General features: G+C 33.8%; 22 protein-coding genes and 1 riboswitch. Of the genes, 1 reads left to right on the top strand and 21 read right to left on the bottom strand.

What is annotated here, in order from left to right; genetic code table 11:
• Positions 1-4 precede the first annotated feature (4 nt).
• Positions 5-1,051, bottom strand: a complete 1,047-nt coding sequence (locus tag R9X47_RS20895; RefSeq protein WP_432663021.1) for a 3-oxoacyl-ACP synthase — start codon at positions 1,049-1,051, stop codon at positions 5-7.
• A gap of 567 nt (positions 1,052-1,618) precedes the next feature.
• On the opposite strand from R9X47_RS20895, the gene R9X47_RS20890 reads away from it, so the two are divergent.
• On the top strand, positions 1,619-3,043 hold the full coding sequence (locus tag R9X47_RS20890; RefSeq protein WP_432663020.1) for a sigma-54 interaction domain-containing protein: 1,425 nt from the start codon (positions 1,619-1,621) through the stop codon (positions 3,041-3,043).
• Positions 3,044-3,149: 106 nt separating this feature from the next.
• Here the strand turns inward: R9X47_RS20890 and R9X47_RS20885 are convergent, their stop codons facing one another.
• The 20 genes from R9X47_RS20885 to R9X47_RS20790 form a co-directional block, all read right to left on the bottom strand.
• Positions 3,150-3,761 carry a flavodoxin family protein gene (locus tag R9X47_RS20885; RefSeq protein ID WP_432663019.1) on the bottom strand — a complete coding sequence of 204 codons (612 nt, stop codon included), beginning with the start codon at positions 3,759-3,761 and terminating at the stop codon, positions 3,150-3,152.
• 38 nt (positions 3,762-3,799) lie between these two features.
• Positions 3,800-5,326, bottom strand: coding sequence for a sodium:solute symporter family transporter (locus R9X47_RS20880; RefSeq protein ID WP_432663018.1), 1,527 nt, complete (start codon positions 5,324-5,326; stop codon positions 3,800-3,802).
• Complete coding sequence (locus R9X47_RS20875; RefSeq protein WP_432663017.1) at positions 5,327-5,779, bottom strand: hypothetical protein; 453 nt, start codon at positions 5,777-5,779, stop codon at positions 5,327-5,329.
• A 403-nt stretch (positions 5,780-6,182) separates the two neighbouring features.
• Positions 6,183-7,934, bottom strand: coding sequence for a PQQ-binding-like beta-propeller repeat protein (locus R9X47_RS20870; protein WP_432663016.1), 1,752 nt, complete (start codon positions 7,932-7,934; stop codon positions 6,183-6,185).
• Between the two features lie 78 nt (positions 7,935-8,012).
• Positions 8,013-8,276 (bottom strand): YkoF family thiamine/hydroxymethylpyrimidine-binding protein, encoded by a 264-nt coding sequence (locus R9X47_RS20865; protein ID WP_432663015.1) that lies wholly within the window; start codon positions 8,274-8,276, stop codon positions 8,013-8,015.
• On the bottom strand, positions 8,255-8,926 hold the full coding sequence (locus tag R9X47_RS20860) for a class I SAM-dependent methyltransferase (RefSeq protein WP_432663014.1): 672 nt from the start codon (positions 8,924-8,926) through the stop codon (positions 8,255-8,257). Before R9X47_RS20860 ends, R9X47_RS20865 begins: the two co-directional genes overlap by 22 nt.
• Before the next feature lie 45 nt (positions 8,927-8,971).
• Positions 8,972-9,721 carry an ABC transporter ATP-binding protein gene (locus R9X47_RS20855; RefSeq protein ID WP_432663013.1) on the bottom strand — a complete coding sequence of 250 codons (750 nt, stop codon included), beginning with the start codon at positions 9,719-9,721 and terminating at the stop codon, positions 8,972-8,974.
• A complete protein-coding gene (locus R9X47_RS20850; RefSeq protein ID WP_432663012.1) occupies positions 9,699-10,748 on the bottom strand; it encodes an ABC transporter substrate-binding protein in 1,050 nt (349 codons plus the stop codon). The genes R9X47_RS20855 and R9X47_RS20850 overlap by 23 nt, the downstream gene beginning before the upstream one ends.
• 20 nt (positions 10,749-10,768) lie before the next feature.
• Positions 10,769-11,533 (bottom strand): ABC transporter permease, encoded by a 765-nt coding sequence (locus R9X47_RS20845; protein ID WP_432663011.1) that lies wholly within the window; start codon positions 11,531-11,533, stop codon positions 10,769-10,771.
• Entirely contained in the window at positions 11,505-11,795 is a 291-nt protein-coding gene (locus tag R9X47_RS20840) for a thiamine-binding protein (protein WP_432663010.1), read from the bottom strand. Before R9X47_RS20840 ends, R9X47_RS20845 begins: the two co-directional genes overlap by 29 nt.
• A gap of 79 nt (positions 11,796-11,874) precedes the next feature.
• Positions 11,875-11,984: riboswitch (TPP riboswitch) on the bottom strand.
• A gap of 108 nt (positions 11,985-12,092) precedes the next feature.
• The gene (locus R9X47_RS20835) at positions 12,093-12,836 is read right to left on the bottom strand and encodes an alpha/beta fold hydrolase (RefSeq protein WP_432663009.1); all 744 of its coding nucleotides are present in this window, start codon (positions 12,834-12,836) and stop codon (positions 12,093-12,095) included.
• 28 nt (positions 12,837-12,864) lie between these two features.
• Positions 12,865-13,644, bottom strand: a complete 780-nt coding sequence (locus R9X47_RS20830; protein ID WP_432663008.1) for a YdcF family protein — start codon at positions 13,642-13,644, stop codon at positions 12,865-12,867.
• Between the two features lies 1 nt (position 13,645).
• Positions 13,646-14,002, bottom strand: a complete 357-nt coding sequence (locus R9X47_RS20825; RefSeq protein WP_432663007.1) for a VOC family protein — start codon at positions 14,000-14,002, stop codon at positions 13,646-13,648.
• A gap of 65 nt (positions 14,003-14,067) precedes the next feature.
• Positions 14,068-14,868: an aminoglycoside phosphotransferase family protein gene (locus R9X47_RS20820; RefSeq protein ID WP_432663006.1), complete on the bottom strand. Its 801-nt coding sequence runs from the start codon at positions 14,866-14,868 to the stop codon at positions 14,068-14,070.
• 91 nt (positions 14,869-14,959) lie between these two features.
• The gene (locus R9X47_RS20815) at positions 14,960-15,097 is read right to left on the bottom strand and encodes a hypothetical protein (RefSeq protein ID WP_432663005.1); all 138 of its coding nucleotides are present in this window, start codon (positions 15,095-15,097) and stop codon (positions 14,960-14,962) included.
• Positions 15,098-15,140: 43 nt separating this feature from the next.
• Complete coding sequence (locus R9X47_RS20810) at positions 15,141-16,019, bottom strand: GNAT family N-acetyltransferase (RefSeq protein ID WP_432663004.1); 879 nt, start codon at positions 16,017-16,019, stop codon at positions 15,141-15,143.
• A gap of 25 nt (positions 16,020-16,044) precedes the next feature.
• Positions 16,045-17,043 (bottom strand): hypothetical protein, encoded by a 999-nt coding sequence (locus tag R9X47_RS20805; protein WP_432663003.1) that lies wholly within the window; start codon positions 17,041-17,043, stop codon positions 16,045-16,047.
• A gap of 70 nt (positions 17,044-17,113) precedes the next feature.
• Positions 17,114-17,749: a hypothetical protein gene (locus R9X47_RS20800; protein WP_432663002.1), complete on the bottom strand. Its 636-nt coding sequence runs from the start codon at positions 17,747-17,749 to the stop codon at positions 17,114-17,116.
• Between the two features lie 249 nt (positions 17,750-17,998).
• Complete coding sequence (locus tag R9X47_RS20795; RefSeq protein ID WP_432663001.1) at positions 17,999-18,439, bottom strand: NUDIX hydrolase; 441 nt, start codon at positions 18,437-18,439, stop codon at positions 17,999-18,001.
• Positions 18,436-18,939 (bottom strand): GNAT family N-acetyltransferase, encoded by a 504-nt coding sequence (locus R9X47_RS20790; RefSeq protein ID WP_432663000.1) that lies wholly within the window; start codon positions 18,937-18,939, stop codon positions 18,436-18,438. The genes R9X47_RS20795 and R9X47_RS20790 overlap by 4 nt, the downstream gene beginning before the upstream one ends.
• Positions 18,940-18,986: the final 47 nt, after the last annotated feature.

Here is an 18,986-nt window from a genome sequence, read left to right as displayed (position 1 = left end):
CCCCCTATTTATTTTCTATTTTTCCCCATCTAACTATGGTACATGCAAAGGCATATCCCGTTCCGGCACCTAATAATGCGCATACGCTTCCATCCTTTACTTTCCCTTCAGCTAATCCATGTTGCAAGGATAAGAATTGATCAACATGACCACAGTGTCCATCATTTGCCAAATATACACTCTTTTCTCTTTCTATTCCAAGCTCATCCATTATCGCAGTATGTGCCTTGGGATTTATATGGGTAATTCCAATGAAATCTATATTTGCCTCTATCAAATTAGAGTTCTTAAGTGCTTTTCTAACTGCACCTGTAAAATTAGGCAATGATCTTGAGCCTAATCGCTTCTTCATCCCCTCTGGATCAGCTAGGTGTAACAATCTAGCCTTTCTTAACTTTTCGGGATCCTTAGCAATCTCATCGGTTATCGGATATAAAGATCCTCCCCACTTGCCAATGGCATCATCACAGAATATGTGATCAGTAATAATTCCAGTTTCTAAAACTTCATTTTCCATATGATCTCTTTTTAGTAAAATAGCTATTCCTCCAGGAGACATGTCGAACATAAAGGACTGGTTTTTATCCTTATAGTCTATTAAATATGCATTTGTATTTCCCCCCGCAATAAGAACTGTCTTTAGGCTATCATCTGCCTTCATCATATCCTTAGCAACCTTTAGTGCTAAAGGTGTAGCTGCGCATCTAAAGCCTAAGTCCCATGCAAAGGCATTATCGGCACCTAATTCATTTTGTATTTTTATAGCCGCTGTCCAACATACGTATTCACAGTATGTCTCTCCAGAAAAAAGTATCATGTCGATTTCATTTGGATCAGTATTATTTCTCTCTAGTAAAGCCTTAGAAGCTTTAGTAGCCATCATAGCAGCATGATCCTCGGGACCACCTACATGTTTCCTGTTAATCCCCATTTTTTCTCTTAGTATATGGGCTGGAATATCAACTAACTCCGAAAGTTCCTCTGCACTTATAGTTTGCTTAGGTAGATAAGTCTCAAAATCTACAATACCCACTTGAAATTTTTTAGACATCAAAATTCCTCCTTTGGATGCAATAATTTTTAGTAACACTAAGTCTTACAAGATATGAAATTACTCCTATTTTTCTTTTCACTATTAATATAAGCAAAAGCCCTGCCAATTTTTTTGTCAATGTTCTAGACAATACAATAGTCACGTTTTTAGAAATTCATAGGCATATCTGGTGTGTATTCTTCATAGTTTTCTTATAGGGATTCAAGTAGAGACTTTAATTTATACCTATTAAAAATCCTTAAAAACACTGAGTATTTTGATAGACATAAATTAAGTTCTACTATATGCCCCCTATATATATGGACAAAATTCTTTTAATAAATAGAGTTTAAATATTAAGTTTGATATCATGCTCTTCCATATTTTATATTGCAACAATTAGTTACTTTTCTAGAAACTTTCTTACTATATAACCTGTAATAAGCTATTCTTGATGTGTAGTATATTCAATAGTTACATTTATCAAAATTGTTACACTAGTCAAAAAGTAAGTAACCTTAAGACTTTAAAATAGCATAGTTTTAATGCTATAATAATTACAAAAGAAGGTTTAGAGGTGAATCTATGTATAAATTCAACCATCAAAACAAAATAGATGAATTTTTTAATAACATGCCTGCGTCTTTATTTAATAGACTTCCTCTTCCTATTAATTTTGTAGACGTAGATTGTAATGTCATTGTTATGAATCAAGCCTTTTTGAACTTTATGGAAACACCTTTATCAGAGGTAGTAGGAAAGCATCTTTGGGAAGTTGATGACACAACTAGGCTTCCTATAGTCCTTAAGACAGGAATACCTGAAATAGGGCATAAGCATAGGTTTGCAAATGGAAAAGAGGCTATTGTAGACAGAATACCTATTTTTGATGGTGACAAGGTTATTGGTGGAGCTGGAATAATAGTACTAGATGATATCGATACCTTAACAAGTGCTCAAAATATTAGAAATTCAATCATTAATTCGATAAAGCCAGTGAGCAACAGCAATACTCTTCGTAATAATTCTAACTTCAAAGCCAGATATACATTTGATGATATAATTACTCAATCGTCTCTCCTTAAGCATTTCAAAGCTAGAGCCCAATCATTTGCTCAAACTGATTTACCTGTCTTAATTACGGGAGAAAGTGGAGTAGGTAAGGAATTATTTGCCCATGCTATTCATAGCAGTAGCAATAGAAGTTCTCAGCCATTTGTAAGTATCAATTGTGCTGCTATACCAGAGACATTATTAGAATCAGAACTCTTTGGATATGAAGGCGGCTCATTTACCGGTGCAAACAAATCAGGTAAGGTCGGTAAATTTGAATTGGCACAATACGGAACAATCTTTTTAGATGAGATAGGTGATTTACCCCTTAATATGCAGTCAAAGCTCTTGAGGGTCCTACAGGAAAATCAGATTGAAAAGATAGGAAGTAATAAATCTATAGATATCAATGTAAGAGTCATTGCCGCAACAAATCATGACCTCTTAAGAAAAGTAGAAGAGAAAAAGTTTAGAGCTGACTTATACTATAGGCTAAATGTTCTAAATCTAAACATACCTTCTTTACGTGAAAGACCTGAAGATATTCCATTGTTAATAGATCATTTTAAATCTTCACTTTATCAAAAAAATGGCATTAAAAAAACCTTCTCTAGGGAGGCTATATCAATTTTATCTACTTATAACTGGCCGGGTAATATTAGAGAATTGAAAAACATTGTATATCGTTCAATGGTAATAGCTATTGGAGAAGAGGTTACTAAATCCTCAATTCCTAAGGATATACTTGAAAGCAACTTGAAAAACATAGCAAACTCATATGACACCTCAGATTTATTATCAAAGAAGGGGTCTCTAAATAATATCCTTAAGGATATCGAACTTAAAATAATCGAGGACACTTTGAAAATATGCGATGATAATAAGTCAAAGGCTGCCGAAATGCTAGGCATTAAAAGAATGACTCTATATAGAAAGCTTAAGAATCGTGACATATAGGGATGTCTCAGAATGGCAAATTTCTGCGTTATTTGAAATTCACTCATTCTGAAACACCCCGGGGCTGAGCTCATAAGAAACATTTATGAGTCAGCCCCTTCGTCTCTTATGATTTTAGTTTTTTGATTACATAATCTATATTCCCTGCTAAATGCTGCATTATGCTTATTCCTTCTGTATCTTCATTTGCATTAACACTACCGGAGGTTCCTGCTGAGCCGACAGTCCAATAATTTGATCCTGTGATGATAAAATCATTAACAGTTGCCCATAAAGCCAACTGGGCAAAGGCAAAGGTCTGACCTGTTTTTCTTGCAACTGTTATCGGCGCAAAGACTTTTCTTGAGAAGGGCATTTGTCCCCAGTCATATTTTTCTCCACTTGTTTTTAAATCATTCTTCATCCATCGTGCAGAAAAACCAGCTCTATCTAGTAAAGACTTTAACCGTGGAGTTATTGATCCGTTATAAACAGGAGAGCCAACAACAAGTCCATCGGCTTCTATCATCTTATTAAAAACATCTTGAAAATCATCTTCTACTACACATTTCTTATTCTCTATACATCCATAACATCCCTCACATTGGTTTATGCTTTTATCCCTTAATCTAATATATTCTACTTCAAATCCCTTTTCCTTCAATTCTTTCAGCACTACATCGATATAATATTCCGTATTCCCTACTCTAGGACTTCCACATATACCTAGAACTTTCATAAACATCCTCCTCATATGATTCCATAAGGTTTTAGGTCTTATAAATCTATAACTGCTTCAACTCTTTCATCAAGTTCATCTCCTGTAGCTCCTTTAGTAAATAAGGAAACTACGACTGTTACCAATAACGCCGCAGTAATTACATTAACATACCATGGCAAACCACCGGGCCATTTAAATCCAGTTCTATTTAATACTAATGCTGTAACGTTTAATATTAAGGCGGTTATTAATCCTGCAAAGACACCTTCACTGCTTGCTCTCTTCCACAGTAGACCCGTAATGAAAACAGGGAATGTAGCAGACATTAATGTTCCCCACCCAAAGGTACCTAATATGGCTACTGCCTCACCACTAAATATGGCGAACATTATTGCAAAGATACCTATTATAAAAGTGGTAACTCTTGAAATTTGAATCTGCTTTTTAGAATCTAGTTCTTTACCTAGTGCATTAGGTAGATCCCTAGAAATAATATTAGAAGATAATGTTAGGAACATACTTGCCGTTGACATTGATGCCGCCAATATTGCTGCATAAACAAATAACTGAGCATATACTCCAACATAATCGGCAACGGCGAATATAGCATTGTCACCCTTTGCAAGTGGAGATATAACACCTTTCCCAACAAGATAAAGTGCTGCATATGCCATAGTTACTGCAAAGAGGCCAACAATCATATGACCCAATGCTGCATATAGACCTAGCTTTGGCATATCCCTTGGATTTTTCAAAGCATACATTCTAGTTAATACCTGCGGTTGCCCCATTGTACCTAGTATAGGGATAAACATCCAAGTCATAGCGATTGAACCCGGCAGTATCCCCCATGCATCCAACATGCCAGGGCTAAAAGCCTTTGCAACTTCTTTACCATCAACAGTTCCAGTAACCTTTCCAGCACTTGAAACGACTTCAACAACATTTTCAAATCCTCCTGTAATAGAAAAGAAGGCGATAATCATTATTATACCTGCCAAGACCATTATTAGACCTTGAAAAGCTTGGGTAAGAACTCCACCAACTTCTCCACTTAGAGCTGTATATACAGTTAGGATACCGAAGATAAAAAATCCTGCCACCATTGGATTCCAGCCTAATAAGTGGGCAAATAGCGCTGATGTGGCACTGATCTGAGACGCTAAGTATGCTATGGCACCCAAGAAAAGTACTATTGATAAGGTGGCTTTAATTCCTCTATGTTTATTAAATCTCAGGTCCGATATATCTCCTAGGCTTGCAATTGAACCAACTTCGGCCATTGCTCTAATCTTTTTACCAATAGCTAAGTAGGCCATTGCAAATGCACCAGAGGATAGCATCCATAATGTCATTGTATTACCAAATGAATAGATAATCCCGGGAACACCTACAATAGCAAAGGCACTTGCCACTGCTGCAATTGTAGATAAACTAACAGTCAAAGGTCCAAATAGGGCTGTTCCTCCAAAGAATGATTGAGGGTCTGAAGCTTTCTTCTTTGCAGTCCAGCCTATTAAAAATGATACAATAATCATTCCAAAAGAGAATGACATTATCAAATATTTAACTCCACTTGACATCTAGATTTCCCCCTTTGCACTATTGATTGTCTCAATTTTCTTTTTGAAATTATCCCAGTCTTCATCGGATAACCAGTGATCTGCTAAAAAGTAAAATCCGAGAGTTAGTGTAAGAACTCCACCAATCCAATATGTTAAAATAGTAAAGGCAAAGGAAGGGTGAAAACCTAAGATTGTAAAATCAGGCATTTTACCAGCGAAAAGGTCAGCATAATATTTTGAAAAATAAAATCCTATAATCCATAATGCTGCCCATGATACTAGGGGATATGCTAATAACTTTTTACTTAGCTTTCCATTCTTTGATGCGCCAAGCATCATATAAAGCAGCATCAATATCACGCTAGATATTAAACCAATAAACCAATTTCCATTCCATCCACTTAGAGTAATAAAAGCCCAAAGAGCTGTAATAACAATAATAATACCTGTTCTCTTACTACCTATATCCATAATTGACCTCCTTTATTTTAGTGTTCCTATGAAGTCTATCCTCCTTTCTTTATGTATCTTATTAATATTTAATAGCAACTTTTATGCCAAAGGCTTTACTCTCAGAAGCTACTATTTTTCTTATTAATTAATCTGGATCTGAAAAGTTATGTAACATTTTGATATTAGTGATATCATAACCTATGAAATCCGTACAAATGAACCTATTTAAGGGCCTATGTAACATTTATGTTACAATTATTTTTTCTGTTACAGGTTTTATAGCTTCTAGCTACTTACTGCTGGCTACTAGCTTTTGTATTTGTCTGTTCTCTTAGATTACTAAAAGAAAAACTTCAAAAAACATTGAAGTGCTCTTTGAAGTCATATAGTGTATTATTTTTTTAATAAAAGCATTAGTAATTCACTTTATTCTTATCCCAAATATCTTTTGTCCTCTTGTTCCAACAACTGCTATATTTTCATAGACCGCTGGAGATCCTTCAACATTTGAACCTAATGCAACTTGATCGACTACTTGCCCAGTCATTCCCTCTATCAGATACATCCTGCCTCCTGAGTCACATAAAAGGATGAATGCCTCTCCTTCCTTTGTATAAATATCTACAGGAGAGCTCCAAGAATAGTTTTTAAGTTCTAATCTCCATAATTCATCCCCAGTCTTCTTATCTAGAGCAATTAGTAATCCCCTGTTAAAGCCTCCATATCTTGCAAGATTGTAAATAACCATATTTTCTATTGATTTTTTTCCTATAACCGGTGTCGCTAAGGCTCCTCCATTGTTAGGCCACTCCCCTAGTTTTGAATAGCAATCAAATGATTTTTCCCATATAAGTTCTCCCGAAATAGCATTTAACCTACGTATATAGCTTTTCCCCTTTGCCCCTTGTTTATCTACTTCGCAAGCTGTATAGAGAGCAACAGAACCATCGGCTTCTTCGTCAATAACTATAGTACTGTCGGTATCATCAGTGGCATTGTATATCCAACGGGGCTTTAAACTGTTTAAGTCAATGCATTGAATCCATCCACCATTATCGGCAAAGAATCCCAAATTTCTATAAACCGCTATTGAATTCTCTATCCCCTGATATCCATTACCCTCAATCTTATATCTATACTTACTTATTTCCGGGTCCAAACTTAACTCTTTTTTGTCTCTGTCATACTGTGTATTTAGTTTTACATTATAGACAATTCCATTCTCCCCACAGATTATCATCCTATCTGTCTTTTTATCAATTATTGAGGTGGAATCAAAGGCTGACCACCCTCTATAGGCAAATTTATCTCTGCCATTAATAAAATGCATCATGCTCTGGTCAATAAGATTAAATATCCTATATCCCATTCTAACTATTTTCCCATTGACTTTATTTATACCTTGACCTGCGTATAAAAGCGGTATTCCTCTAGGATCTACGGTTATACTTCCCTTTATAGGGCCTGGTACCTTTATCTTATTTCTTGTAAAACTACCGTCCTCTAAATCTAGAAAATATATATTGCTGTCTAGAGTACCGTAAATAACTTCCTTTAAACTATCCTTATTTTTCTTTTCCTCAAATATATTCATATTCTTTAGAAGCTCATCGGACCATTCAACTATAGCAGGCTGACCATTCCATCCAACACCAGACCACCTATCTACATATCCAATTGGCACTTTCCATATTATTTCAAGCTTCTTTTCCTTCATCTCCACAAAACCATAGCTTGGAGAATTACGAAAGTTATTACCTCTAAAACAGGTTATTCCTTTTACGTCTGAATAATCATCGGAGCTATCCATATGAATCATATCTTGATCATAGTTCTTCTCACTTTGCTTGTTCACATATGTAGTTTGGTAGTCTATTTTCTTTAAAATTTCTTTATCTATTTTGCGTGTTTCATCATTTATTGATTTCTCTTTTTCGATCACCTTTTTATAGGCATTTGATTTTTGTAAAGCTAATTTATACTGAATATCCTCGTCCCTAAACTTAAAGTCGATTTTTCTTGTATCATGGTCTTCATTTTCGGCAAATTCTTTAAAAACCTCTACATCACCATTATGATTTTGCTGTCTATTTTTATCATTTTTTCCCGGGAAATAAAAAATAATAAGTATTAATGCAAAAAATAGCAGCCATTTGCCATAGACATTATTCATAAAAAAAGCCCCCCATATAGAATAAGACTGGTCTTATTATCTATATGAGGGACAAGCTTAAAAAATGAGATTATTTTTCTATTTATTACATCCACAAATATTGGATATTTTTATATCCATTGTAAAGCTTGATACATCATCCATTGTATCGTAAATTTCCTTTATTAGACTAAACAACTTTTCCTTATTGCCTCTTATTGTTGTTGACAAAATGCCTACATTACACTCTAATCCATAGGATTTTATAATATCAATAACTCTATCTACATCGCCTATATAATCCTTGCTCATAATCGGTATATAGGATATTTCGCATGAAGCTATTTTTTCCATAGAGCACATATAAATCCACCTTTCTCACTTTTGGAAAGCTTGATTTCATTTTCCATGTTTATATCTTCTTCATTAGAATTAGGTGGAATAAATAAGCACTGTCCACTATCAACAAGATTCTCCTCTTTGAGGCTACATAGATCTTTTAAGGTCTTAAAATCAGCATATTTGAATACAGTATTTTTCTGAAATTCTTCACTTAAATATAACTGACCCCATTTACTATCTTTACTAATAGTTCCTATCAAAATCTGAGAGTTATCCCTAACCACTCTAAATATCTCAACTAATGCCCTACTTGGCTCCTTTATAAATTCAAAGGCTGCCATTGAAAATGCTGCGTCAAAGGACTTGTCCTCAAATTCCAAATTATAGACATCCATATTATGAAATTCAATATCTAGACCTAACTTTTCAGCTTTTATCCTAGCTTGATTAAGCATTTCATTTGAGATATCGATACCAACTACTTTGCATCCCATCTCAGCCAATTTTATACTAAAGTTTCCCGTTCCACAGCCAATGTCTAGAACCTTCATTCCTTTTTCTGGTCTAAATAGCTTAAAAGCCAAGTCCGTTTCTAGTTGATCTATAAAACTGCCAAGTTTAGTCTTATACCATGAATCATATCCACTTGCTTCTTTGTTGAAAAACGTCATCCCAACACACCCCTTTTATCAGCTATAGATTTTACAGTCATAAATCTACAGCATGTTCATGATATCCTTTTTAATCTCGTTAAACCTTGATGTTGTAATAATCTCATTGTTTCTAGGCTTAGGTAAGTCAACTTTAATCTCTGTCTTAACCTTTGCCGGTCTCTCTGAGAGTATATATATTCTATCGGATAGAAAAATTGCCTCATCAATGTCGTGGGTTATAAAGAAAATTGATGCATTTAGACTACCTAGTACATCTAAAAGCCAGTACTGCATTTTTCTCTTAGTTATGGCATCGAGTCCTCCAAAGGGCTCGTCCAAAAGTATTATATCCTTTGAAAACATATATGTCCTCATCAGGGCTGCTCTTTGCCTCATCCCACCGGAAAGCTGAAAAGGATATTTATGTTCAAATCCCTCCAGTCCAAATATCTTAAAATATTCCTGTACAATTTCCCTAGCTTTTTTCTTGTTAGTTCCCTTTACTACAAGCGGCAATGCCACATTATCGATTATTTTTTTCCACGGAAGCAGTAAATCTTTTTGATACATATAACTTACTCTTCCGCTTTTCCCTGTAAAGTCTTCATCCTCAATAAAAACATTTCCCTTATCCGGTTTAATCAATCCTGCTATTATATTGAAGATTGTACTCTTCCCACTTCCACTAGGTCCAAGTATAGATACAAACTCATTTTCCTTTAAGTCTAAGGATACATTGTCTACAACTAAAATATCTCCAAAGCTCTTATATATATTTTCAATATGGAGTTTATTTTTCTGGTAAATACTCATTAGTAAATGCCTCTTTTGCATCTAATTTGTTTTCAAGAAGCCCGTTATCATTCATCCAGTTACCAAAGGTTTCCCATACATCTAGCTTCATCTCGCCCCATCTCTCTGTATCCTTTTTGTATTCGCCTGCTAGATACTTTTGACTGGCTACTGCTATTTCTTTATCTGTTTCTGGAGCGTGCTTTAGCAAATACTCTACGGCTTCTTCAGGCTTCTCTATTGTAAATTCATAACCCTTTGTAGCCGCTCTTAAAAATTTCTTAACCAATTCTGGATTAGTTTCAATAGTATTTTCATTTGTAATAATTACGGGCGTATAGAAATCAAGCTTAGGATCAACATCCTGTAACTTTATAAAGTTTATTGGAAAATCTTTAACCTCTGCTGCAATTCCATCCCAACCATAGAAAATCCACTGAAAATCCACATCATTCGTAACGCTTGTGAAAAAATCATAGCTTGCTATATCGAATATTTCTAGCTTCTCAAAATCAGCCTCTTCTTTTTCCATTAGGGTTTTTAAAAATGCTCTTTCTAGATCAGTTCCCCAGCTTCCATATTTCTTACCTTCAAAATCCTTAGGATTCTTAATTTCCTTGTCGACCGGCGAAGCAAATCCAGATGTGTTATGTTGGATAATAGCCGCAACTGCCTTTATTGGTATAGGGTTATTCGAAGTTCTTGCCATAGTAACCTGTTCTTGAAAACTTACTCCAAATTCTCCCTTTCCAGCTCCAACTAAAGCATTTGCATCTCCTTCTTGAGGTTGTACTATTTCAACCTCTAAACCCTCTTCTTTAAAGTATCCCTTTTCAAGAGCAGTATAAATACCTGTATGATTTGTGTTCGGAAGCCAATCTAAAACAAATGTTACCTTCTGCATCTCTTCTTTTACTTCTTCAGTTTCATTTGTCCCTTCAGCAGCTTTTGGCTGGTTAGCCTCGGGCTGAGGTTTTTCGCTTTGGCACCCTGTTACTATTCCCATTAACAATATAATAGCTAATAGGCATATTCCTAATTTCTTCATACTCTTTCCTCCTAGTTTTTCTATTCTTTTTCATTGCTCCAAGGCATCAGCATTTTTTGCATCGTAGATACCAGTTTAAATAATCCCATGCTTAGTATAACTATCAAAAGCACAATAGCAAAAACCTTATCTAGATAAAAGGATTTTTTAGCCCTCATCATATAAAGTCCAAGTCCGGCCTTTCCACCCATCCATTCTCCTATAAAGGCAGCCATTATACAATATGTAGCAGCCACCTTTAGTCCAGTAAAGAAATTTACCATAGAAGCAGGAAATTTTACTAATGTAAATATCTTCAACTTACTAGCACCCATGGATTTCATAAGATTTATAAGATCCCTATCTACAGAATCAAAGCCTTCTAGCAACCCTACTATTATTGGGAAAAAGCATACTAATGTCACCACAATGATTTTAGGAAATTTCCCTAAACCGAACCACATAGCAAAAAGCGGCGCTAAGACTAATATTGGTATAGTCTGAGAAATTACTAAAAGCGGATAAATAGCCTTCTTTAAAATAGAGATGTTATCCATAACTACTGCTAAGGTTATTGCTAAGGCGATAGATAGCATAAATCCATAGAAGGCTTCTGTAAGGGTTACTGCTAAATGGGTTTTGATTTCAGGTAAAATTCTAAATAAGGTAGTAACTACATCTACGGGCGACGGAAGAATAAAGCTCTCAACGATCCCCTTCTCAACTACAAAGTACCATAATAGAATTAATAGTCCTGAAAACGCAATAGGAATAATCTTATTTTCTATACTTTCCAACTTTTTCATCCATAGTCACACCCTCAGGTTTATAATCTATTTTAACTACTGACAATACTCTCGTAGCACCTTCCTTTGTGCATATCTCCTGAGCCTTCTTTACAATCTCTAAAAGCTCATCTAACTCACCTTCCATTGTTGTCTCCATAGGTCCAACCTCATAGTTTACTCCTGTAGAATCTATATAGGCTATGACCTTGTCAACCACTTCATAAATCCTTTCATCTGGAACCCTCGGTAATACCTGTAGACTTACATTTATTTTTGGCATATTAATTCTCTCCTCTCAAAATAATAAAACCCTTATCCTGAACTGGATAAGGGTTTTTAACTGCCATAGTAATACTAAATTAATAAGACAATATTTTCCCTCCGCTGGAATTACCCAGTTCAGGTACTATGAGTCGAAGCAATATAGCTTCCTCTCAGCCGGATTTATCCAGCTCCCCATTTTCTTTTAACTTCTTTAATCATTTTACAACTAAATGTCCAAAAGGTCAAATCTATAGAGTTCCTAGTGAAACTTAATTTATACATATCCAATATTAATTCTTACAAATTATAAGTATTAGTACTTAGTCAAAAAATCGTCAACATCTTTTCTATAGGTTTCAGCCATAGTCAACATTACGGGATGTCTTCCCCCAGAATATAACAACAGCTTTGAATTCTTGATTTGTTTACATATTTCACCCATACTCGTTACAATATTTGGTATCAAGTCATCGTTTAAACTTCCAATTATTAATACAGGGCACTGGATTTTATCTAACTGGCCATTAAATATACTTCTTCCATTTTTAGAGAATCGCTCTATCATTTTTGTGTCAAAATCAATAACCCTTTCCCAATCATCCCCATGGGCATATCTCCAAAAGTTCTTCATGCCTTCGTTCAACTGCGCTCTACCTCTAACGATCTTTTCACTCACTGATTTTGTTATGTATTCTCCTACTAAGCTATCGGCTACTACTAACTTAACCTTATCAGGAGCCAATATTGCCATACTTAATCCGATTAGTCCACCACCACTGCTGCCAATCACATTATATTTTTCTACTTTTAATTCTTCCATGAGACTTATCATCATTAAAGCATTTTCGTGCCAAAAATTGTCTGGTAGCTCATCCGTTCTTTCTGATTTACCATATCCAGTATAATCTGGACATATTACTCTGTATTTTTTCGAAAAATATTCTATATCGCCTATATGTACCTCTGAACTTGATGTATTACCGGGTAGTAATACTATTACTTCGCCTTCACCCGCATCTCTATAAAATATCTCTTTCCCTTCATAGTTGTATTTCATACAAACCTCTCCCCCCTGTAAGTAATTACTACTGTAAGTTTAAATAAATCCAATCCTTAACCGTAGCAAAATATTCCCTAATCATATAGTTAACCCTTTTCCCCGTGGGACTTTTACTTGTAATCCCATAGCACTCTAGCCCAATGTCCTCACATATCATCTTTGCCCTAAACATATGGTAATCGCTTGTAATAATAAGAACCTTTATATCTTCATTATTATTAATTGTATTTATTATTCTTTTACTAAATACCATATTTTCTATAGTAGATGTGGATTTGTCTTCATATATTATCCTATCCTTATTAATACCCCTGCTGTTCAAATATCTACCCATAGCCTCAGCTTCAGATATCAGTTCATCTCTACCCTGTCCACCGGATACGATTACCTTAACATCAGTTTTTTCCTTTAGATATTTCAAACCCTCTTTTAGTCTACCCTCTAGTCTCTTTGATACCTTGTCTCCATCAAGTCCGGCACCTAAAATAATTACGTAATCTATCTCTTCATCCATGTGGATATTTGAATGTAATTCTATTGATAATAAAACCTCAACCAGTATGAATGAAATCCAAAACAATATAAAAGAAATTATTAGTATTAACCGAAACCTCTTTAGGATTGTGTGTTCGTATCTATAATACATAGTATCTATAAAAATAAAGAAGGCTAGGAATATCCAAATTCCCAAGGTAAAAATCGTAGAAAATATAAATCCTACAAATATGAATTCAGCTATAATGGCCAGCGTAAGAATGAAAAATGCTATTATTGAGCTATTTCTTAAGAAATCTTTTTTCATCATTTTATAACTCCCTACAATATACTTCTATATCATTGTTTTCCGTATCTTTAAACTCCAAAACTAGGTTATCACCAATTTTCGTTAATGGAAATACTATTTCAGCTTGAAGAGCATCTAACTTTTTTTGAAGTTCTTTCATATCTTCTACTTGGAAACTTAGAAGACAATTGTCTCCATAGGTGACTTCTTCATTAACTTTTTCATTGCAAAACAAACATAGTCTAAATCCCTTAAAATCAAATATACTAAGTATTTCGTCTCTTATATCAACGGTCTGTCCTAAGAATGCTTCATAAAAATTTATAGCCCTATCCATCGCCTTAACACATAGGTATGCAGAATTCAATTTCATTTCCATTGTTGTCTCCTCCATGTCATTTTCCTAGATTATAACAAATCTAATACGACAACAATGTGTCATAATTATTTAATTCTCTTATTTATATAATCTATCAAAATTGCTTTTTCACACTCTGGTATATCCTCAACAAGACGTGCAGCAGCGATAGGTAATTCCCATACTTCAATCTCTTCAGTACTAATATTACATATCTCTGTATAGTGTTTAATATACTCAGAGTAGAATTTCCTTCTTACAAAATCTACAACTTTCCTTTCAAGTAATGACTTATCATCTGGAAGAGATCCATACTTAAATAGTATTGAAGTCCTCGCAACATCAGCTGCTGGATTCCCTATTGCTGCATCCATCCAATCAATAACTATTTCCTTATTCTTTGATATTAAAATGTTATCAGGATGAAAATCTCCATGACATAATATATTATCATCTGATAGTTTTTCTAAATATTTATAGATCTTTTCCTTTATATCTTCTACTAATAGGTCCGTTGATTCAATTTGCTTCTTTAGTCTATTTTTTTGCCTTGGTAAATCTACATCTATCTTTTTCTGTATCCTTTTATGTATTTCCGCTAATCTTTTCGCTTCATTTACCATTCTCCATGGCTTGAGCAAAATTGACTTTATCATGGTATGACCATAAACCCTTTCAGAAATGATACCAAGCCTATCTTCATATTCAATAAGCTCAAACACCTCTGGTGCAGGTATATCGACTTTAAGAATCTCTTTGCTAGCTCTAAACTCATTCTCAATAATGTTTCTTTTGATGCCCTTCTTATATAGTTTTAAAACCCTATCACATCCCCACTCATAGACTTCTGCCGTCCTTCCTTCTCCAATTAATTTTCCGATTGACATATTTCCCCCTAAAGTGATTTGTACGACTCTTTAAAATACTCAGCTTCATTATATTAATAATATCCATTAGGAAATGCTTTTTCTTTCGTTCCTAAGCTCTCTTTCTTGCAACTATATGTAGATGTTCTGTAGCATCCCTATATTGTTTATATTCACAGGTTTCCACTGCCACCTTAACTAAATTATTATATTCTTCTTCTAGAAGGTAATCCAATAGAAGATTTCTCATTTTAATCACTCAATTCATAAATCACTTTCTTCTATGTTTCCAATTAAGCCTGTGCAGTTATTGGATATTTAAACTTAGTATTAATATCTATGGATAGTGGTTTAACAAAAAAAGCATCATCAGTTTCAGAAAAACTATATTTGGCATCGATATTCTTAGGGTCAGGAGTAAAGTGGAAAACTACTTTCTTTGTCTCCTCAGTCACAATCCCCGTTATAATACTATTAAGGTCAACGACTTTTTTGCTAATTACATCATATAGATGTAATTCATTATTTTCAATTTCATATATAACAATGGCGTCATCATCTTCTAGATAATAGATATTATTATAAAAAATATTTACACAATACCATAGCAATATATGCTCACCATTTTCAACTCCAAATACATTAGATATTGGTGTTCTTTCAGATGCAAATTTAGTTATTTTACTTAAATCATTAATATTTGTCATATCCAGTTTTCTTACTTTAGCAGATTTATCTTTAACCGTATTGATATCCATTGAATATTGAGTTTCCTGCAAGGATTTAAAACCAAATTTAGGATAAAAGTCTAAAACACTTTTATTAGCAAATAAATATATAAAATCATGGTTTTCCTCATGTTCACCTAAAATAGTACTAATTAATTTTGCCGAAAGCCCTCTCTTTCGATAATCTGGATGGGTCATTACGGTCCCAATTTGAAGTGATTTTTTCTTCTTTCCCTCTAAAATAATATCCATCTTGCTTATTGATACATTTGCTACCACTTTATTTCCATCGGCGTAGGAATAACAAATATATCTATCATTCCAAAAGCCTTTTTGATACCATTTTTCAAAATCTATGTCGAACGTAGTATTAGCAAGTTCATTAAAGCTTAATCGATACTTTTCAATGTCTTTATAATCACATATTAGTTCTAAGTTATTCATCTTTTTCACCCTCATTATAGTTTATTTATAACTCTATTCTGCTGTCATATAATAGTAAAGCTTCTGACTCTTTATATTGCCTATTCATTGAATCGGTTTCTAAGTATGTCATAAAGAGTTTTTCTACAGAACATGACATCTTAACTAAGTACGACACTTTGTACTTACTTTCTCTATCAAAATCACTAAATGCTTTAGCTACCTCAAGGTTAAATGTACAAGGCAAATATGTCCTGTGTATCCTTTTCCATTGCTTTTCACTAGACATTCCTCTATAAAGAACTATTTCTTTTATATCTAATATGCTAAAATAGGCCCTGATAAAAGCCAATCTGTTAATTAAATATTTGCGCCTATTCTCTTTCTCTCCTAATCCCTTAAAAATATCCTTTGTTCTTGGACCTTTACCGTGGTATGATACCAGCCCCATCTCTGCAAGAATAATACTCATACCCTTTATCCATTCTCCCGAATTAGGGTTTAGTACCATAATTTCAGCTGTCTTTCTTTCTTCTTCGGCCATGCCGATAGACTCCATATAGCCTATCAGATCTTTTGCTAGTAGTTTTGAGCCTTCACATGATGAAAAGTCGATTTTACCTTCATCTTTTAGAAACAATGAATTCACTTCCATCCATTGCTTTGCACTTTCCTTTGCCCTTTCAATCTCTCTTTCTGCATCATACCTATCTTTGGAGTTTGCTTTTATTATGATTTCATTTTCATACTTTTTTATCAGTTCATTGATTTCTTTGACGTTTCTCTTACTTAACCGGTTCGAGCTTCTTTCAAATTGAAAGCTCTTAATATTTTCAGCTGGCAAATCCCAATATTTACCCGAATCTTCGTATTTGGTAATTCTCCATCTAAACATTGCACTATCTTCAAAGTATTTTTCTATAATTCCTGTTGTTCTTCTTCCGTCCAATAATCTACAACAATTCCCCTCTACTAAAAAAGAAATATCTCCAATGATAAATTCTTCATCGGATTTCATATTGTTATCGTATTCATGAATACTCATTATTTGTCACCTCTAGGTCATACTCTAATTCAGTTTACTCCAATTCTCATTAGTGATAATACAATAAAAATTAAAATCCAGTTCTATTGTAGAAATGATTATAGGTTTCCTTTATATACTCAGGTTTGACTTCGAATTTATAAGTATTATTTTTTTCTTTATCTGTTACAACGATGGTTATCGTATTATCTGTTCTATCTATACGAAAATACTCACCTCTGATTTCAAAGGGTACAATATTACTCGATGAATCATGCTCCCATGTTCTACCTCTAGAGTAATTAACTCCCACCTCATCTATAATATCTATCTTAATATTTTCTATGATGTTTTCTGAGTCATGATTAGAACCAATCAAATCATCTGATACTATACTCCCCGATAATTTTATTCTTAAGAACTCATTATCTATCTCATAAGGTGGGTTTAACACAAGGTAGGTATTCATACAGGGTTTTCTCATGAATTCTGGTAGCTTTCCTATAAATTTGTATAGTTCAAATTGATTTTTTATAAAACTACCTTTCTTCTCAAAATTATGCAATCTAATTTCTTCTATTTTTACTACGCAATTTTCAAGTTCAATTTCCTTATCAATAGAGTATTTCCAAAGAATTAGATAATCCTGATTGTAAAAATACATACACAATCCAAGTGAAATGATCACAAAGATTATTGATATTGTTAGCCCTATTTTCTTCCACATACAAATTCTCCTTAATACTCTAAAATGCAAGATTTCATCGATAAGTAGAATTATCATATTTGCTTTATTAAATATCATATTATCTATTGAAATTCTATATTTGCTCAATATTTCCTCTATATTTATGTATTTAAAGTTAATGTTTAACTTTAACCTTTATACTCAGCTTTTTAGGCATATTTAGAGCTATTTTAAGTTGTACATTAATTTAAACTTACATTAACTTAAACTTACGTTAACTTAAAGAACTTATTTGATTAATTCCATTATTTTTACTAGCCACCATGAATCCTTTAATACCTTTGTCGATGGATAATCGCCTCTAATATAATCTCTTATTTGTTCCTTTCTATGTGGTACCATGAGAAGTGGTAGTTGATTCAGATTAAACCACTTGATGTCACTAGTTTCTTCGCCATTTTTTATTTCCTTACCACCTACTATTTCTGTCAGAAATACATGTTGTATATCGTTAAATTTAACTCGATCATACTCACCTATCTTCTGTTGTATTTTCGTAATATATCCTACTTCTTCAATAGTTTCCCGTACTACAGCTTCATCTGCGCTCTCACCGCTTTCTATTGTTCCCCCTGGTAAGTCCCATATAGGAAAGTCTTTTCTTTTAACGAGTAAAATTTTATTCCTTTCACTATTGATAATTACAGCAAACGCTCCCTGCGACTTCATAGTTCACCATCCTTCAAACTCATTTCCATCACTAGAAAAGTCATGCTTTCATCTAATTTTTTTCTTTCAAAAACTTCCATCTTTTTAAAGCCTATTCTCTCATATAGTCTTATTGCTCTTTTATTAAAGGAAGCCACTGTTAAGCGTAACTTCTTTGTCAAAAATCTTTTCCGTGAAAATTCTAATCCTTTAAGGAGAAAATTATAACCTTTTCCCCTACCACAAAAATTAGGTCTCATACCTAAACCTATATCTATAAAACTTACATCATCATACACCCCGTATTGATTACCTACCGGCACTTGTGCTGCGGTCCCAAAGCAATAAAAGCCTACGAGTTCACTCTCTTCACCTAATACTACATAGTAAGAACCATCTAATAATTCCTGTATAAATTCATCATTCTTATTCCCGTTATAAATATTGTATGGTTCTTCATAAGTCCAGTTTGAAATATCAACAGCATAGTTCCTACTCATCTCTTTTATACAATAGTCCATTATCTATCACTTTCCCTTCAAAATAACAAAAAAATTAAGCCTTTAAG

This window comes from Wukongibacter baidiensis, from assembly GCF_050888315.1.
GTDB lineage: Bacteria > Bacillota > Clostridia > Peptostreptococcales > Caminicellaceae > Wukongibacter > Wukongibacter baidiensis.
The sequence above is the reverse complement of the archived record's forward strand: the minus strand, read 5'-3'. Positions and strand labels throughout refer to the sequence as shown.

Excerpts from the sequence above, each read along its gene's own strand:
- R9X47_RS20800 (WP_432663002.1), bottom strand. The coding sequence starts at position 17,749 with ATGTGGAAGAAAATAGGGCTAACAATATCAATAATCTTTGTGATCATT.
- R9X47_RS20830 (WP_432663008.1), bottom strand. The coding sequence starts at position 13,644 with ATGATGAAAAAAGATTTCTTAAGAAATAGCTCAATAATAGCATTTTTC.
- R9X47_RS20850 (WP_432663012.1), bottom strand. The coding sequence starts at position 10,748 with ATGAAGAAATTAGGAATATGCCTATTAGCTATTATATTGTTAATGGGA.
- R9X47_RS20855 (WP_432663013.1), bottom strand. The coding sequence starts at position 9,721 with ATGAGTATTTACCAGAAAAATAAACTCCATATTGAAAATATATATAAG.
- R9X47_RS20845 (WP_432663011.1), bottom strand. The coding sequence starts at position 11,533 with ATGAAAAAGTTGGAAAGTATAGAAAATAAGATTATTCCTATTGCGTTT.
- R9X47_RS20835 (WP_432663009.1), bottom strand. The coding sequence starts at position 12,836 with ATGAAATACAACTATGAAGGGAAAGAGATATTTTATAGAGATGCGGGT.
- R9X47_RS20840 (WP_432663010.1), bottom strand. The coding sequence starts at position 11,795 with ATGCCAAAAATAAATGTAAGTCTACAGGTATTACCGAGGGTTCCAGAT.
- R9X47_RS20880 (WP_432663018.1), bottom strand. The coding sequence starts at position 5,326 with ATGTCAAGTGGAGTTAAATATTTGATAATGTCATTCTCTTTTGGAATG.
- R9X47_RS20870 (WP_432663016.1), bottom strand. The coding sequence starts at position 7,934 with ATGAATAATGTCTATGGCAAATGGCTGCTATTTTTTGCATTAATACTT.
- R9X47_RS20860 (WP_432663014.1), bottom strand. The coding sequence starts at position 8,926 with ATGACGTTTTTCAACAAAGAAGCAAGTGGATATGATTCATGGTATAAG.
- R9X47_RS20825 (WP_432663007.1), bottom strand. The coding sequence starts at position 14,002 with ATGGAAATGAAATTGAATTCTGCATACCTATGTGTTAAGGCGATGGAT.
- R9X47_RS20890 (WP_432663020.1), top strand. The coding sequence starts at position 1,619 with ATGTATAAATTCAACCATCAAAACAAAATAGATGAATTTTTTAATAAC.
- R9X47_RS20815 (WP_432663005.1), bottom strand. The coding sequence starts at position 15,097 with ATGAGAAATCTTCTATTGGATTACCTTCTAGAAGAAGAATATAATAAT.
- R9X47_RS20790 (WP_432663000.1), bottom strand. The coding sequence starts at position 18,939 with ATGGACTATTGTATAAAAGAGATGAGTAGGAACTATGCTGTTGATATT.
- R9X47_RS20875 (WP_432663017.1), bottom strand. The coding sequence starts at position 5,779 with ATGGATATAGGTAGTAAGAGAACAGGTATTATTATTGTTATTACAGCT.
- R9X47_RS20820 (WP_432663006.1), bottom strand. The coding sequence starts at position 14,868 with ATGTCAATCGGAAAATTAATTGGAGAAGGAAGGACGGCAGAAGTCTAT.
- R9X47_RS20810 (WP_432663004.1), bottom strand. The coding sequence starts at position 16,019 with ATGAATAACTTAGAACTAATATGTGATTATAAAGACATTGAAAAGTAT.
- R9X47_RS20795 (WP_432663001.1), bottom strand. The coding sequence starts at position 18,439 with ATGAAGTCGCAGGGAGCGTTTGCTGTAATTATCAATAGTGAAAGGAAT.
- R9X47_RS20805 (WP_432663003.1), bottom strand. The coding sequence starts at position 17,043 with ATGAGTATTCATGAATACGATAACAATATGAAATCCGATGAAGAATTT.
- R9X47_RS20885 (WP_432663019.1), bottom strand. The coding sequence starts at position 3,761 with ATGAAAGTTCTAGGTATATGTGGAAGTCCTAGAGTAGGGAATACGGAA.
- R9X47_RS20865 (WP_432663015.1), bottom strand. The coding sequence starts at position 8,276 with ATGTGCTCTATGGAAAAAATAGCTTCATGCGAAATATCCTATATACCG.
- R9X47_RS20895 (WP_432663021.1), bottom strand. The coding sequence starts at position 1,051 with ATGTCTAAAAAATTTCAAGTGGGTATTGTAGATTTTGAGACTTATCTA.